This window comes from Myroides sp. C1519 (assembly GCF_038039755.1).
GTDB lineage: Bacteria > Bacteroidota > Bacteroidia > Flavobacteriales > Flavobacteriaceae > Flavobacterium > Flavobacterium phaeum_A.
The window spans coordinates 34,767-51,224 of record NZ_JBBPHM010000011.1 but is presented as its reverse complement, the minus strand read 5'-3'; the positions used below and the strand labels follow the sequence as shown (position 1 = coordinate 51,224).

The 16,458-nt window shown below is 36.3% G+C and carries 15 protein-coding genes; 3 read left to right on the top strand and 12 right to left on the bottom strand.

What is annotated here, in order from left to right; translation table 11 throughout:
* Positions 1–536: 536 nt before the first annotated feature.
* Positions 537–1,997 carry a Na+/H+ antiporter NhaC gene (nhaC, locus tag AABL81_RS07860; protein ID WP_341340751.1) on the top strand — a complete coding sequence of 487 codons (1,461 nt, stop codon included), beginning with the start codon at positions 537–539 and terminating at the stop codon, positions 1,995–1,997.
* Between the two features lie 298 nt (positions 1,998–2,295).
* Here the strand turns inward: nhaC and guaB are convergent, their stop codons facing one another.
* The 4 genes from guaB to AABL81_RS07840 all read right to left on the bottom strand — a co-directional run bounded on the left by guaB (position 2,296) and on the right by AABL81_RS07840 (position 6,507).
* Positions 2,296–3,768: an IMP dehydrogenase gene (gene guaB, locus AABL81_RS07855; protein ID WP_158210523.1), complete on the bottom strand. Its 1,473-nt coding sequence runs from the start codon at positions 3,766–3,768 to the stop codon at positions 2,296–2,298.
* Positions 3,769–3,825: 57 nt separating this feature from the next.
* The gene (locus AABL81_RS07850; protein ID WP_090406927.1) at positions 3,826–4,692 is read right to left on the bottom strand and encodes a hydroxymethylglutaryl-CoA lyase; all 867 of its coding nucleotides are present in this window, start codon (positions 4,690–4,692) and stop codon (positions 3,826–3,828) included.
* Positions 4,693–4,852: 160 nt separating this feature from the next.
* Complete coding sequence (locus tag AABL81_RS07845; RefSeq protein WP_158210522.1) at positions 4,853–5,479, bottom strand: LysE family translocator; 627 nt, start codon at positions 5,477–5,479, stop codon at positions 4,853–4,855.
* An 8-nt stretch (positions 5,480–5,487) separates the two neighbouring features.
* The gene (locus AABL81_RS07840) at positions 5,488–6,507 is read right to left on the bottom strand and encodes a quinone-dependent dihydroorotate dehydrogenase (RefSeq protein WP_158210521.1); all 1,020 of its coding nucleotides are present in this window, start codon (positions 6,505–6,507) and stop codon (positions 5,488–5,490) included.
* 215 nt (positions 6,508–6,722) lie between these two features.
* Between AABL81_RS07840 and AABL81_RS07835 the strand changes: the two genes are divergently transcribed.
* Positions 6,723–9,548, top strand: a complete 2,826-nt coding sequence (locus tag AABL81_RS07835) for an FAD-binding and (Fe-S)-binding domain-containing protein (protein WP_158210520.1) — start codon at positions 6,723–6,725, stop codon at positions 9,546–9,548.
* 99 nt (positions 9,549–9,647) lie between these two features.
* On the opposite strand, the gene AABL81_RS07830 is transcribed toward AABL81_RS07835, so the two are convergent.
* The gene (locus tag AABL81_RS07830; protein WP_341340750.1) at positions 9,648–10,133 is read right to left on the bottom strand and encodes a GNAT family N-acetyltransferase; all 486 of its coding nucleotides are present in this window, start codon (positions 10,131–10,133) and stop codon (positions 9,648–9,650) included.
* 141 nt (positions 10,134–10,274) lie between these two features.
* Positions 10,275–11,780, bottom strand: a complete 1,506-nt coding sequence (locus tag AABL81_RS07825) for an NAD(P)H-hydrate dehydratase (RefSeq protein ID WP_341340749.1) — start codon at positions 11,778–11,780, stop codon at positions 10,275–10,277.
* A 176-nt stretch (positions 11,781–11,956) separates the two neighbouring features.
* On the opposite strand from AABL81_RS07825, the gene AABL81_RS07820 reads away from it, so the two are divergent.
* Positions 11,957–12,517 (top strand): helix-turn-helix domain-containing protein, encoded by a 561-nt coding sequence (locus AABL81_RS07820; protein ID WP_341340748.1) that lies wholly within the window; start codon positions 11,957–11,959, stop codon positions 12,515–12,517.
* A 719-nt stretch (positions 12,518–13,236) separates the two neighbouring features.
* Here AABL81_RS07820 and AABL81_RS07815 read toward each other — a convergent pair.
* The 6 genes from AABL81_RS07815 to AABL81_RS07790 form a co-directional block, all read right to left on the bottom strand.
* Positions 13,237–13,815, bottom strand: a complete 579-nt coding sequence (locus tag AABL81_RS07815) for a GNAT family N-acetyltransferase (RefSeq protein WP_341340747.1) — start codon at positions 13,813–13,815, stop codon at positions 13,237–13,239.
* 7 nt (positions 13,816–13,822) lie between these two features.
* Entirely contained in the window at positions 13,823–14,218 is a 396-nt protein-coding gene (locus tag AABL81_RS07810; protein ID WP_158210516.1) for a DUF4377 domain-containing protein, read from the bottom strand.
* A gap of 119 nt (positions 14,219–14,337) precedes the next feature.
* Positions 14,338–14,535 carry a hypothetical protein gene (locus AABL81_RS07805; protein WP_158210515.1) on the bottom strand — a complete coding sequence of 66 codons (198 nt, stop codon included), beginning with the start codon at positions 14,533–14,535 and terminating at the stop codon, positions 14,338–14,340.
* Positions 14,536–14,693: 158 nt separating this feature from the next.
* Positions 14,694–15,356, bottom strand: coding sequence for a tRNA (5-methylaminomethyl-2-thiouridine)(34)-methyltransferase MnmD (gene mnmD / locus AABL81_RS07800; protein ID WP_341340746.1), 663 nt, complete (start codon positions 15,354–15,356; stop codon positions 14,694–14,696).
* Positions 15,353–15,814, bottom strand: coding sequence for a hypothetical protein (locus AABL81_RS07795; protein WP_341340745.1), 462 nt, complete (start codon positions 15,812–15,814; stop codon positions 15,353–15,355). The genes mnmD and AABL81_RS07795 overlap by 4 nt, the downstream gene beginning before the upstream one ends.
* Before the next feature lies 1 nt (position 15,815).
* Positions 15,816–16,325, bottom strand: coding sequence for a DUF4920 domain-containing protein (locus tag AABL81_RS07790; protein WP_341340744.1), 510 nt, complete (start codon positions 16,323–16,325; stop codon positions 15,816–15,818).
* Between the last annotated feature and the right edge of the window lie 133 nt (positions 16,326–16,458).

Genomic DNA, 16,458 nt, shown 5'->3' with positions numbered 1-16,458 from the left:
TTTTTTATGCTTCACTCTGCCATTTACAATTGACAGGCAAACCATTTCCACTAACTGATAAATAAAACCAATCAGTTGCTCTAAATACACAAATAAGCCAACTTCTCTTCTTCAATTGTTACTCTTTTTCTATTTACCCCCTAAAAAATGAGTAACCTACATTTTAAAAAAGAACAAAAAGATGAAGTAACCCCACTTTTTTATAAAAATGATTCAACTTTTTTCTTATCTCAGAAACTTGTGAAACACGCAAAAAAGCTCTACTTCAAAACAATTTATTCAGTTCACTTTTCATTATTAGTAAAAAAGGAAAACTAAGATAATGTGATAGTTATGTAGAAAGACACTAAATAAGACACTTTACAACTACTCACTAAAACACCGACTACAAACTCCTTTTACCCCTACTTTGTCCTACAAACATTAAGCTACTGCTTATTATCAATAATGTAAAATTTATCATTTTATTAAGGTTTGTAATTTCATTTTATTCAAAAATATGTATATTGAAACCCGTTAATCAGCAAAAAAACATAATGAAACCAATTAAAAAAATTAAGCCAAAACCAATTACTTTATTCCAATCGCTAATACCAATGGTATTGTTGATGATCCTACTTGCTATCAACGTTTTTGTATTTGAAGACGAAGCTTTAGCGGGAACCAATCAGTTCGTACTACTTATTGGGGGACTTATTGCTATTGGTGTTGGACTATACAATAAAGTTGACTACGAAGACATCATCAAAAAGATTACTAAAAACGTACGTGAAACTACACGTGCTATCTATATCCTACTTTTAGTAGGTGCTTTATCTGGAACGTGGTTGCTAAGTGGGGTTATCCCAACAATGATTTACTACGGTCTACAAATATTAGAACCTCAAATCTTCTTACCTGCTTGTGTTATTATCTGTTCAATTATTTCATTGGCTACTGGTAGTTCGTGGACTACTTCTGCTACGGTGGGTATTGCCTTAGTGGGTATCGGAAATACAATGGGGATTCCGGTGGGAATGATTGGTGGAGCTGTATTGTCTGGAGCTTATTTCGGAGATAAACTATCACCTTTATCTGATACTACAAACTTAGCGTCTGCTATGGCTGGAACTGATTTGTTTACTCACATCAAGTATATGTTATACACTACGTTGCCAACGTATATCTTAACCTTGATCATTTTTATTATTATTAGTTTCAATATCGACATTGCAGATAATATTGATATTACATCTACTTTGAGTGCTATTGACTCTACTTTTAATATCTCTCCTTGGTTGTTTGCTGTGCCTATTATCGTAATCGGTGCCATCTTAAAAAAGATCAAACCTATCTTAGCTTTGTTGTTAGGAACACTTTTAGGAGCTGTATTTGCTTTGTTCTTCCAACCAGAAATTGTAGCTGTAGTGGGACAAGGGCAACAATTAAACGCTTACACTGCTTATAGAGGGATTATGAATGCCATTACAACAGACATCGCAATTCTTTCACCTATGGAGAGCTTAAACAGTCTTTTTGAAGCAGGGGGAATGAAAAGTATGTTAAACACAGTGTGGTTAATCATCTGTGCTATGTTCTTTGGTGGAGCTATGGAAGCAATTGGTGCTTTAAAGAAAATCACTTTAAGTTTATTGAGCATTGCTAAGTCGATGTTTGGACTATTTGCAAGTACAATGGCGAGCTGTGTGATTGTAAACTTAACTGCTTCTGAGCAATACTTATCTATTGTAGTTCCTGGTAAAATGTTTACAAAAGCCTACAAAGAAAGAGGCTTAGCACCAGAAAACTTGAGTAGAGCATTAGAAGATTCGGGAACAGTAACTTCTGTTTTAATTCCTTGGAACACTTGTGGGGCTTACCACTCAGGGGTATTGGGAATTGATACTTTTGCGTATGCGCCTTATGCTTTCTTCAACATTATTACGCCTTTTGTATCTTTAGCTTACGTAGCGTTGGATATCAAAATACGTCGTTTATTTACTCCTAAAGCAGCTTAATTAGCTACTTATAACATAACGAAAACTCCTAAGGTTGCCCTGATAAAACGGCACTTTAGGAGTTTTTTTATGTCCTCATATCAAACACAATGCTCTTATTAATAGCTGTTATACACTCTTAAAAGCTACAACAACACCCCCTTAGTAGTCTTACAAATCACTATAACACGAGTTTGACCACGCTATAAATGTGAGTTTAATCAATGTAAACAATCTGCTATACCTCTTAGAAATAAGCATAAAAAAAGACCGTTTGCATATACAAACGGTCTTTTTATGGTTTACATCAACCCTTAGACTATCTTGAGTAGTTAGGTGCTGATTTCGTAATTGTAATATTGTGAGGGTGACTTTCTCCAATTCCCGAAGCTGTTAATTGAACAAAACGAGCTACCTCTTGTAAAGTAGGAATATCCTTAGCACCACAGTATCCCATTCCGGCTCTTAAACCTCCGATAAACTGTAACATACTTTCGTTTAATTCCCCTTTGTAAGGTACACGCCCTTCAATTCCTTCTGGAACTAATTTCTTAACGTCATCTTCTACATCTTGGAAATAACGGTCTTTAGATCCTTGTTTCATTGCTGCAACTGATCCCATACCTCTATAAGCTTTGAACTTTCTTCCTTCAAAGATGATAGTTTCACCTGGAGATTCTTTCGTACCTGCCAACATTGAACCTAACATAACACAGTCTGCCCCAGCTCCAATAGCTTTAGGAATATCTCCTGTGTAACGTAGTCCACCATCACCAATAACAGGAATACCTGTTCCTTTTAATGCAGCTGCCACTTCCATAATTGCTGAGAATTGTGGGAATCCTACACCTGCTACTACACGTGTAGTACAGATAGATCCAGGTCCAATACCTACTTTCACAGCATCTGCTCCGTTCTCTACTAAGAATAAAGCTGCTTCTGGAGTAGCAATGTTACCTACAACCACGTCAATTTCTGGGAATGCGTTTTTAACTGCTTTTAATACACCAACAACACCTTGTGAGTGTCCGTGTGCTGTATCGATAATTAATGCGTCAACACCTGCCTTAACAAGTAATGAAGCTCTATCTACTGCGTCTGCTGTAACTCCTAAAGCGGCAGCAACACGTAAACGACCAAATTTATCTTTATTTGCGTTTGGTTTTAATGTAAGTTTAGTGATATCACGGAAAGTGATAAGACCAACTAATTTGTAATCAGCATTGACTACTGGAAGTTTTTCAATCTTAGCTTCTTGAAGAATTTCTTCTGCTTGTTGTAATGTAGTACCTTCAGCAGCAGTTACTAAATTCTCTGTTGTCATAACCTCTGTAATAGGACGGCTGTTTACTTTTTCAAAACGCATGTCTCTATTTGTGATGATACCTTTTAAAATACCTTTATCATCAACAATTGGAATACCTCCGATGCTGTATTCAGCCATCGCTTTTTTAGCATCCCCTACAGTTGCTTCTAACGAAAGAGTAACAGGATCTATAATCATTCCTGATTCTGCTCTTTTTACTTTGCGAACTTCTTTTGCTTGCTCCTCAGCTGTCATGTTTTTGTGGATTACACCAATCCCTCCTTCACGAGCCATAGCAATAGCCATATCGCTTTCCGTTACTGTATCCATCGCTGCAGATACAATTGGAACATTTAAAGTAATGTTTTTAGAAAATTTAGTTTTTAAGCTTACTTCCCTTGGTAAGATTTCCGAATAGTTAGGAACTAATAAGACGTCATCGTAAGTTAATCCTTGACCGATGATTTTAGCTGTGTGTGCTTTCATGTGCAATTGTAGTTGAATTGCACGCAAATTTAGCTTTTTTCTACAAACTAAAAAAATCTAATGATAAAAATTAAATATTTTTAACGCTTCATTATAAGAACTCTCAAATGACATCGCACTTAAATTAGTGTCAACCTTGTTTGCTGTGAAGTAACTTAGCATCTTCTCAGTAGGCATATTCCCTGTTAAATCATCTTTTGCCATCGGACATCCTCCATACCCTTTTATAGCGCCATCAAAGCGAATACAACCTGCTTTATAGGCTGCATCTACTTTTTCAAACCAACTATCTGCTGTGGTATGTAAGTGTGCTCCAAACTCAATATCTGGGTATGCTTTAATTAAATTGCTATATAAATAGTCGATTACCTCTGGTGTAGAACTACCCACAGTATCTGAAAGCGAAAGAATCTTCACTCCCATTTTTGCCAACTTCTCTGTCCAATTACCCACAATATCAACATCCCAAGGGTCTCCATACGGATTACCAAAGCCCATTGATAAATAAGCTACTACCTCTTTGTTTGACTTTGTTGCTATATTTAATATCTCATCTAAAGTAACAATTGACTCGGCAATAGTTTTATGTGTGTTACGCATCTGAAAGTTCTCCGAAATAGAGAAAGGAAAACCTAAGTATTGTATTTCCTTGTGTTCTGCTGCTTGCTCTGCTCCTCTTGTGTTGGCAATAATAGCCAATAACTTACTCTCCGTTTTAGACAAATCTAATTGACTTAAAACCTCAACAGTATCTTGCATTTGAGGAATTGCCTTAGGCGATACAAAACTTCCAAAGTCAATCGTATCAAATCCCACGCGAAGTAAGGATTGGATATACTGAACTTTTTTCTCAGTCGGAATAAACATTTTAATGCCTTGCATAGCATCGCGAGGACATTCTATTATTTTTACGGTTGGCTTCATAGTGTTTCAAATATATAAGAAAAGCATTGAATTCACAAAATGAAATATTTGAATTTTACAGCCTAATGAATAACGACTTATTTCATTGATACAATGCATTATAACCCCAAAAAAAGCTCCTTACTCATCAAGTAAGAAGCTTTTCTATCTATTTTTATTTTTAGCTCAACAGTAAAAAAATACCTAAACCGCTAAAAACCACTATCTGTAACCATTTCAAAAACAGATTAACCATTTTGTTATCCCTCATATAATCTGTTAGCTGTGCGGCTATACTGCAAATTATGAAGAAAATCACAAGGGCCTCCGTAATAAACACACCTCCTAAAACTAATACTTGGTGTTTTACACTTCCTGCTGCTTCTGATATAAACCCTGGAAATAATGCTAAAAAGAACATCATTACCTTCGGATTTAGGATATTCATCAATAATCCCTTTTTCATAAAACCGACTACGGTCTTATCGTTCTTTCCTGTTTGATTTTCCTCAATAACGATGGCGTTCTCTTCTTGAAAAACCTTATAAGACAACCAAAATAAGTACAACGCTCCAAATAACTTAACTCCCTTAAAGATGAGTTCAGATTGAATGATCAAAGCGGAGATACCAAAAGCAAACAATGACAAGTGAAACATTAATCCGCCCATTTGTCCAATTACCACGGCATATCCGTACTTTTTCCCTCTCGTTATACTTTGTGACACTACGTATAGTAAGTCAGGTCCTGGTGTAATAATTAATAAAAAACAAGTAATAAAAAAAGTATAAAGTACTTCAGTTGACATAGTTTTAATTAATATTTAGAAAGAATCTCTTCGTTTATTTTTTTGATTAATCCTGGTCCTTCATAAATAAATCCAGAATATAATTGAATCAAGCTCGCACCTGCTTCTAATTTTTCGATTGCATCCTCTGGCGAGTGAATACCTCCTACTCCAATAATAGGGAATGCTTTATTACTTTTTTCAGATAAGAAACGAATAACCTCTGTACTGCGTTTAGTCAATGGTTTTCCACTTAATCCTCCTGTTTCTTCTTTGTATGGCGAAACCAACCCTTTTCTCTCAATTGTAGTATTTGTTGCAATTACTCCCGCAATCTTCGTTTCTGCTATAATATCAATGATATCTAACAACTGCTCATCTGTCAAATCTGGAGCAATCTTTAATAGAATAGGCTTTGGTTTGTCTTTTTGTGCATTCTTTGTTTGCAACGCATTCAACAATGCCGTAAGTGGCTCTTTATCTTGCAACGCACGTAAATTAGGTGTATTTGGCGAACTCACATTCACTACAAAATAATCTACATACGGAAACAACGCGTCATAACAAATGTTGTAATCGTCAATTGCATTCTCATTAGGTGTTACCTTATTCTTACCGATATTACCTCCAATAAGAGTGCCCTTGTTCTTTTTCAAACGTTGAACTGCTTCTTCAACACCTCCGTTATTAAATCCCATTCTGTTAATTAATCCGTGGTCTTCTTTCAAGCGAAACAAGCGTTTTTTAGGATTACCAGGTTGTGCTTTGGGAGTTAATGTACCAATCTCAATAAATCCGAATCCGAAATTCTCCAATTCACTGTATAATTTCGCATCTTTGTCTAATCCAGCTGCTAACCCTACTGGGTTTTTAAACTTTAATCCAAAAACTTCTCTTTCAAGACGGGGATCATTAATTTGACAATTAGCTCGAATTAGAGCAGAAACTCCAGGAATCTTATTGACTAATTTTAAAGTACTAAAGGTAAAATGGTGTACTTTTTCCGGGTCAAACCTAAAAAAGATAGGCTTTATAAAGCTTTTATACATAGCCGATTACTTGTGTAGTTGTGTGTTTAAATTTTTGCAAAGGTATGCTTTTTACTCCTTATTTCATACCTCCATTTCACTACATTTTGAACCAATTTATCAAACGGTTAATTTGATGAGATTTTTATATTTAAATCCAATATAAATAAGACAGATTCTCAGCAATCTCACACTTTGTTTCGTAAATTGTGGGGAAATAAAAAAGAACATATCTTATGTTACCACTGCAATATCAACAATTCAATGATGAATTAGCGAAACAAATTGACTCTAATCGAATTATTACCAACCCTATACAACTTTTAGCGTATGGTACGGATGCGAGTTTTTATCGCTTAATTCCTAAAGTCGTAGTTCAAATTCACAATGAGAAGGAAGCAATTGCAACACTACAAACGGCTGCTAAATATCAATTACCTGTAACTTATCGCGCTGCTGGAACGAGTTTATCTGGTCAGGCAATTAGCGACTCTATTTTAATGGTGGCTACGCATAAATGGAAAGGCTACGAAATATTTGACCAAGGACTAAAAGCAAAGTTCCAACCGGGAATTATCGGTGGACGTGCAAATATCATCTTAGCGCCGTATGGCCGTAAGATTGGTCCGGACCCTGGTTCTATCAACGCAGCTATGATTGGGGGAATTGCTGCTAATAATGCCAGTGGTATGTGCTGTGGTACATCGCAAAACTCATACAACACCATTGCTGATATCCGCATTGTGTTTTATGACGGAACTGTTTTGGATACTGCGGATGAGGATAGTAAACGTGCTTTTCAAGCGAAACACCCTGAGATATTAAGAGAAATTGGTTTCCTTAGAGACAACATCAAAAATGACGATGTACTTTATGACCGTATCAAACGCAAGTTTAAAATAAAGAATACAACTGGATATAGCATCAACTCTTTCATTGATTATGAAGACCCTTTTGACATCATCAAACACTTGATGATTGGTTCGGAAGGTACGTTGGCGTTTATTTCTGATATTACTTATAATACCGTAATCAACTACAAGCACAAAGCGTGTACGTTGATGATTTTTGAAACTATCGAAAAAGCGTGTCAAGCTGTGCCTTTCTTAAAGAAAAGTCCGGTTGCTGCTGTTGAATTATTAGACAGAAATAGTATTCGTTCTATTGAAGACGAGCCAGAAGCTCCTGACTATTTCAAAACACTTCCAGAGTCGGTTTGTATCCTTCTTGTTGAGGCACAAGCAGAAAACGATGAGGAAATGCAGTCAAAACAAGCACAAATTAGAGAGGCTATCGCCACTACTCCTACTTATAAACCATTCGAATTTACGTCTGAACCTAAGCAATATGCCTTCAATTGGAAAGCCAGAAACGGACTACTTCCTACAACTGGTGCATTGCGTAAAACAGGGACAACGTGTATTATTGAAGACGTTGCTTTCCCAGTTGAGAAACTGGCTGATGCTTGTATCGCTATGAAAGCCTTGTTTGCCAAACTGAACTACCACGATGCTGTGCTTTTCGGACACGCCTTAGAGGGTAACTTACACTTAGTATTCTCTCAGGATTTCTCTACAACAGAGGAAGTGAGTCGCTATGCACAATTGATGGATGAATTGGTTGAAATTGTGGTTGACCAGTTTGATGGTTCTCTAAAAGCAGAACACGGAACGGGTAGAAATATGGCGCCTTTTGTGGAAAAAGAATGGGGGGAACAAGCGTATAAAGTGATGTTGAAAGTGAAAAACATCTTTGACCCGCATAACTTGGTTAACCCAGGGGTGATTATCAACACAAATCCTCATATTCACTTGGAGAACTTTAAACCGTCTCCTGCTACAAACGAAATTGTAGATAAGTGTATCGAGTGTGGATTCTGTGAGTCGCACTGTGTGTCTGAGGGATTAACGCTTTCGCCAAGACAGCGTATTGTAATTGGTAGAGAAATTGCTCGTCTTAAAAACACGGGGGAAGATGCTACGATGTTAGAAAGTTTAGTTAGCAATGCACAGTACTATTCAGACGAAACTTGTGCTACTGACGGTTTATGTGCTTTAGCGTGTCCGGTTAAAATCGACACAGGTAAGTACATCAAAGATGTTCGTAAAGCATCGTTAACGCCTAAAAACAGAAAAGACGCAGAGTATTACGTTGATAATATGGACCGCTTTACGGCTTTAGGGCGTACGGGATTAAAAACAGTGCGTTTCTTCCAAAACGTATTGGGTAATAAAAATATGTACAATATATCTGCTGGAATCAGAAAGATATCTAATAATAAAGTACCACAGTGGAACGTGGCAATGCCAACGGGTACAAAGAAAACAATTAAGGAAACGGTGGTTAATCCTAACCAAGACCTAAAAGTTGTGTACTTCCCTTCTTGTATTAACAGAACAATGGGTAAATCAAAAGACTATCCTAAAGACGATGTGGACTTGACAGAGAAAACAATCCAACTTTTAGAAAGAGCAGGATACACAATCATCTATCCAGAGAATTTAAACAACCAATGTTGTGGAATGCCATTCAGCAGTAAAGGGTTTAAAGAAGAAGGATACAAGAAGTCGAGCGACTTAGAACAGGCGTTGTTGAAAGCATCTGAAAACGGAAAATACCCTGTGTTATTTGATATGAGTCCTTGTTTCTATACTTTCTACGAATCTCATAAAGGGGGCCAACTAAAAATGTATGACCCTATTGAGTTTATGTTAGACTTCATTATGCCAATCTTACCAGTGAAGAACCCAAGAAAGGAAATATCAGTATTCCCAGTGTGTTCTGTAAAGAAAGTAGGCTTAGAAGGCAAGTTGTTAGAGCTTACCAAAATGTGTGCTGAAAAGGTAAACTACATCGACAGCAACTGTTGTGGTTTTGCTGGAGATAGAGGGTTTACATTTCCCGAGCTAAACAAACACGGAAACAGACATCTGAAAGAACAGATACCAAGTAGCTGTAAAGACGGATTCTCTACCAGTCGTACGTGTGAAATAGGACTAACAGAATACGGCGACGTAAACTTTAAGTCTATTTTCTATCTTATCGACGAAGTAACGAAATAACAAGATTTACATATATTCACAAAAAGGGCAGTGTATCCAATGATTCACTGCCCTTTTTGGTTTTATACAACTGCCTTTACAATCAAGTACAAAAACACCCTATCCGTTTTTATGACGAACATACGTCAATCGCGTACGACCGTTATCCAGTACATCTTCTCTTTCTAAAATCATATTGTTTGCTTGAGAAACCTTTATAGAAGCTATATTCTCTTGGTACATACGACAAACAACTTTCACCCCGTTTAACTCGTTAAACACCTTGTAAATTAAGGTAGCACATATTTCTTTCCCCAACCCTTTATTCCAATAGTTACAATCCATTATATACCCCAATTCGTATTCATTTGCAAAAGACTCATAGTTATAAATACCTGCTTCTCCTATTATAGAAGACGTAACAATATCCGTTACCACAAATAACTTTCTGTCCGATTTAGGCGAAAATCTATCCATCACATCTTCTCTCGTTATAGTCCCCTTTTTAAAAGGAATAAATCTCATATTTTCTTCCTTATTATATAAGTTTTCGAAAAACACTACATCCTCAGTTGGATTAAAATCTCTCAACAATATATTTCTCATAGTTGGTATAAATCAGACTACAATATAAAGATTACAGCATAATAAAGCTATAAAAACAAAAACGGCAACGTACTTATACTTCAAAAAAAAGGCAGCCTATCTACTGATACACTGCCTTTTCGTATTTAAAATAACCTTAATTTATTCATATAACCTCTTATACGCTGTGCTAATAGCATTGCTTATATCAGAAGCAAGCAAACTGTAAGGGTGAATACTTTCAACCGCACAATCCCCTGCTAATCCGTGTAAATAAACGCCTACAATAGCCGCATCTTCTGCTGCATACCCTTGTCCTAACAACGAAGTTATAATTCCCGTTAACGTATCACCAGAACCCGCCGTTGCCATTCCCCAGTTACCTGTCGAGTTAAAGTACACCTCCTCACTTGGCGTTACCACCATCGTATGGGCACCTTTCACTACAAAAACAAGGTTGTGTTTTTTAGCCATCGTTTTCACCTTTTCAATCTTATCAAAATCGCTGTCCCACGTTCCAATCAAACGAGAAAGCTCCTTTTCGTGGGGAGTCAAAATAGTTTGAGCTGGAACCTTATCCAAGCATTTTTGCTCACTGATAATGTTTAAGCCATCTGCGTCAATTACCATCTTAGCTTCTTTAGCGCCCTTTAAAAAGGCAACAAACCCTTTCGCCGTTTCCTTACTCGTTCCTAATCCGCAACCAACCCCTACTGCATCGTAATTTGATACATCAGGAAAGTTTACCAATTGCTTTTCATCCTCACCAACCAAACACATAACCTCAGGAATAGCTGTTTGCATTGTTGTATATCCACAACCTGGTATATAAGCAGTTACCAAGCCACTTCCCGACTTCATTGCCGCTTTAGACGCCAACACCATCGCTCCAATCTTACCAAAACTACCTCCCATTACTAAGGCGTGTCCAAAACACCCTTTGTGGTCAAACTTACTTCCTTTTTTCAGCTTGCTCTTAACCCTGTCTTTATCTACAAAATAGCTCGTAGTTTCTGCCTTAGCAATGGCATCAGCATCCAAGTTTATATCCACTACCTCAAACTCCTTCACATACTCCTTAGACTCGGGTAATAGCAGCGATAACTTAGGCAACTGAAACGTATAAACAATATTGGCTTTGAAAACATTAGCCGTTTTTGGCGTACTCACATCAGCAAATAATCCAGATGGCATATCAATAGACACGCGGTCATAGCACTTCACTTCATTGATAAGTGTAAAAAAGTCGTTCCATTCATCGCCTAAAACCTCAGACAACCCAATGCCAAACATTGCATCAATAACAATGTCGTCTGGCTTAATCTTAATCTTCGTTTTAGGTGTAAACTTCTCAACGGCAATATCTCTTTCTTCTAATAAATCTTGATTCTGCACACTTTCTGGCGTGTACTTTTTGGCTTGTAACAAGTAAACGCGTACAAAAGCCCCTCCTTCTTTCAAAAGACGTGCAAGTGCTAATCCATCTCCCCCATTATTCCCCTTGCCACATAGAATAACAAAAGAAGTTTGGTACAATTTATAACGGTCTTTCAACTTGTCAAAAACCTTCGTTGAAGCACGCTCCATTAACTTAAAAGAGGAGATATATTGACTTGCTAAAGTTTCCTTATCAATAGCAAGAACTTGTTTCGAATTTAAAATTTTCATGGTGGTCAATTAATTTGTTGTTTTAATAGAAACTAAAGATAGCAAATTGTCTATTGCAAAAACATGCAGTAGCAAGAAACGCGAATATATTAACACAAAATAGAAACCCTTAAAAAGCATTGTCAATGTCTTTTCTAACTTTTAGTATCTTTGGGTAATCCGAATCGGTTATCAGAATGAAATTATATATAAAAAATATGGTGTGTGAGCGATGCAAAATGGCAGTAGAAAACCTATTGCTATCCACTCAATATACCCCTATAAAAGTTGAACTTGGCGAAGTAGAAATCAAAGAAGATCTGACACCCTCGCAAATGAATAGTTTAACTGAAAAACTACAAAGTTTAGGTTTTCAAATATTAGACAATCAAAAGAGCAAAACGGTTGATAAAATTAAAACCGTATTGATAGAGTTAGTACAAAATCACAATGCTTATTTAGAAACCCCTTTATCGGTTTATATCACAGATAAGATTGGACAAGATTACCAAAGTTTAAGCCAGTTATTCTCTCAGTTAGAATCAACAACCATAGAGCAATACTTCATCTGCTTAAAGATTGAGAAGGTAAAAGAACTCTTGGTTTACGACGAACTGACATTAAAAGAAATCACTTTCTCATTGCACTATAGCAGTGTAGCCCACCTGAGCAAACAGTTTAAAAAGGTAACAGGGCTAACTCCTACTCACTTTAAAACTACGGGATCACAAAGGCGAAAAGTGATTGATAAATTATAGTATACTATTTACTTTTAAGAAAGACTTTATCTCTACCCCCTGTACGCATCCATCTAAAATGCTTTATTGTCACATTGAAGAATTTAGCAGAAACTTTTGTCTTTCTATCTTAAAAGCAATTACTTATAACTAAGTAATATGTTTCGAAAACCTTTAAAACAGGATTAGAGAAGTAGTATGAACATAGTTAAACCAATGAGTTAGGTTAGTAATAGCTACTTGAGTTTAGTATATTTAAATTATACATTCTATATAAATAATCAGCTAAGTCATCTTCCTTTTTAATACTGGATATAAGTTAAATAGCATTCTCATTACAGACTTCTTTCATACTTGTTTCACATAAATACCACACAAGTACCACACACCTTCGGTAAAAAGGGCTTTTTTCCGAGCCTCTGTGGTACTTGTGTGGTAGATGTCTCGAACATGGTCCGTTTAAAACTACTCTTTTCTATCTTCTTTATTGCAAGCATTACATTTTAAATCTTCGCATATTTTATTTTTTATACAAAAGAAATGTTTACACTCCCTCCCCATCTATTATGCCTGTTCTTTAATCACAGATCAGTATAAAACACAAAAAAAGCCTGCAATCTTCCTTGCAGGCTCTTATCTAATTATCACAAAAATTCTATTATTCTATTGTTTTTTGAAGCGAGGTAATTTGTTTCCAACCTATACGGCAAACAAAACCCTAACTTTTACTTAGTAACGACTTACAATCGCTCTTCTAAGTTCTTTTTAACGTGGTTAAACCACTCTTCTCTTAAAATACTAAGTATTACCGTATCTCTGCGCGAACCATCGTTAATGATAATCTCTTTGCGCAACACACCTTCTTGTACTGCACCTAAGCGTTTCATTGCCCCGATACTTCTTTCATTTCTGGCATCAGCGCGAAACTCTACGCGTTCCATCTCCATAAACTCAAAAGCGTATTTCAACAGTAAATACTTACAATGCACATTAATTCCAGTACCCTGTGTTTGCTTGCTATACCACGTATAACCAATTAGCAAACTCTTTTGTTTGTGATTAATACCGTAAAAACGAGTAGAACCAACGTATTTCTCTTTTTCTAAATCAAATACAATAAACGGAAGTGATGTACCTTTATCCCGTTCATCTAACGCGTATTGGATGTAATCTTTAATCCCTTGTTCGCCAACCAACGGGGTGTGAGCATACTTCCAAATATCCGTTTCATTAACGACATATTCGAGTAAGTCTTCCCAATTGTATTGCTCCAATGGTTTTAAAAGAACACGTTCGTCTGTTAATACAATATTTTTCATCAAAGTATTATTTTTTCACCTTCGATATCTCTTTCACTAACACATAGCGAAATGATGAGGCATCAGCCGGTGGATTAGGTACTTCTTCTCTTCTAACCTCAACTTTGTATTCAAAACCTTCTTGATAGTCTAATCCTTCAATTCCTTGATACATCAATTCCCATTCTGCATCTTCTCCTTGTTTAACTAACAAACACTTCATCGGACCTACCCCTACACAATCTTCTTTTTGAGGAGCAATGTACAATGTCATAATATCTTCTAATTCATCTGTAACCTCAATCGAATCAGTAGCTACTTGTTCTACTTCCGCAACCTCTTTTACAGGTTCGTTTGCTTGTTCTCCCTTACACGAAGTAAGTGTACCTAAGGCAATTGCAACTAACAGAATTACTTTTCTCATACTTTATTTAGTTATACTTATGAGGTAAAAGTATGAATTATATCTAAAAATCAAATCTTTTGTACAGATAAATAAAAAAAGAGCTCCCTAAATAAAATAGGAAGCTCTTGGCATATCGTTTAAACTGTTTCTAATAATGACTCGTGTAATTCTGGCTTTTCTTTTACAAAGCTATCAACCCATAAGGCTAATTGGTCTGCCTCATAAGGCAGCATATTATCCATTATTTTTTCTAATTCTTTGTAAAAAAGCTGAGGGTCAAAGCTCACGTTTTGTAAAACCACTTTCGCGTACTCTAACATTTCTCCTGTTTTCATAGTAAAAATATCTCATTAACATTTCTTACACAAATATACTAATGATATATCATATCCACCAATAACACATTCATTAATGTTAAAAAATCATATTACACTACCATTTAATCACAAAACAACCACAATAACACAAACAAAAGCCTTTAAATTCAGTAATCTCACTTAAACGCAACAAGCATTTCTCTTTTTCCTGGTGGTCCAGGTACCTTTTCTGTTCTAAATCCTACTTCTTTCATCGCTCGTTTAATAGGACCTCTACACGCATAGGTAACTAATACGCCTCCTTTACTTAATGCGTCATATACCTTTTGAAAGATTGCGACAGACCATAAGTCGGGTTGAAACTGATAACCAAATACGTCAAAGTAAACCAAGTCAAAATAACCTGCTTCTAACTGCATATCTTCAAACTTGCTGTGCATTTTATATAATGAGAATTCGTCTGAAATGCGATTCAACACATTCCACTCTCCGTAGTGCATAGCTTGAAAATTAGCCTCGTCTTCTGCCTGTGAATACAGAGCGGTGAAGCTAAGGGCTTTCATTTCTTCTTCCGTAACCGGATATGCCTCTACACTGTGATACTCAACTGTTTTACCCGCATTTCTTGCTTCCACTAAGGTTAAAAAAGCATTTAACCCCGTACCAAACCCCATTTCTAAAATGCGCAAACTCGGCTTTTCTATTCTGTCAAAACCATTGTTGATATACACGTGTTTGGCCTCTTGAATAGCACCGTGTATAGAGTGATACGTTTCTCCCCAATCTTCTATCTTGATTGAGGTTGACCCATCGGATGTTGTGATTACATTTCTTTTCACTGAATCTTTAATTTTTTTATTCTCGGTATTGGGCCACCACATTTCTGTTGGTGACACGTTAAACACGAATTGATAATCGCGTTGTACTCTTCTATTTTATTGCCTTTCTTACTTTCGTAAAATGCTTTTTCATAAGCTAAAAACTCCTTTGCTTGTGTTTCAAAAAACATATCGCGGTCAGTCGGATCGGTCATCTTTGCCTCCATAAGCTTTAAATGACTTTCTGGAAACTCGCCAAACTCCGTTTCTCCTGCTTCTAACTTTGCTTTAATAGCTAAAGCATTAGCGTGCATTTCTTCCATCAACTGAGCCATCGGACTCAGTGCATACATTTTAAAAGGCGTGTTCTCCGTTGTCTTTTCTTCTGTAACAACCTCTTGTTTCGCTTGCTTATTTTGACAAGCAAACAAGATAAGTGCTGTAAACACAAGTAAACTAATGCGCTTTAATACCAGCACCTTACTTCGCTTTATCAATTGCAATTCCATCTGCTACAAAGCTGTACGTTACTTTAGGGTCCACAATAGCGGCAATTTCCTCGTCAGACTTACCAGCGTCTTTTGCGTAGTGCTTTAATTCGTCTACAGAAATCACAGATACAAACGCCTTCCCGTCAACAACCACTTCGTGACCAGCTGCATTCATTGGAGCAAAGAATCCGTAATCTGTAAAGCGTACAAAACTATTCTTATCTCCTGGTAATTCAACACTCATCCAACATCCCTTTTTCTGACATACCTCAACAATATTAGATTGAAACTTTACTTGAAGAGTATCACCTGCCTGCATCGTTTTAAACTTCTCAAGCATCTCGTCTTTTGACAAGACATCTGCAAGGGCAATGCTATCACCGAAATACTCATATTTAGTAGCATCAAACATTTGTTCTGCCACAGGAGCAGTTTTTTCATTTTTACATCCCGTAAAAACCAAGGTTAATAAACCTAAACAAGCAACAACTTTACGCATAGGATTCCATATTTATTATAATAGTGTAAAATTAAGTCAAAAAAATACACCAAAAACAAATCGTTTAGATAAACAAAATTCATTGATTATGATAATTTCAGTAATTAATTTTGATTAAACAATAATTATCACC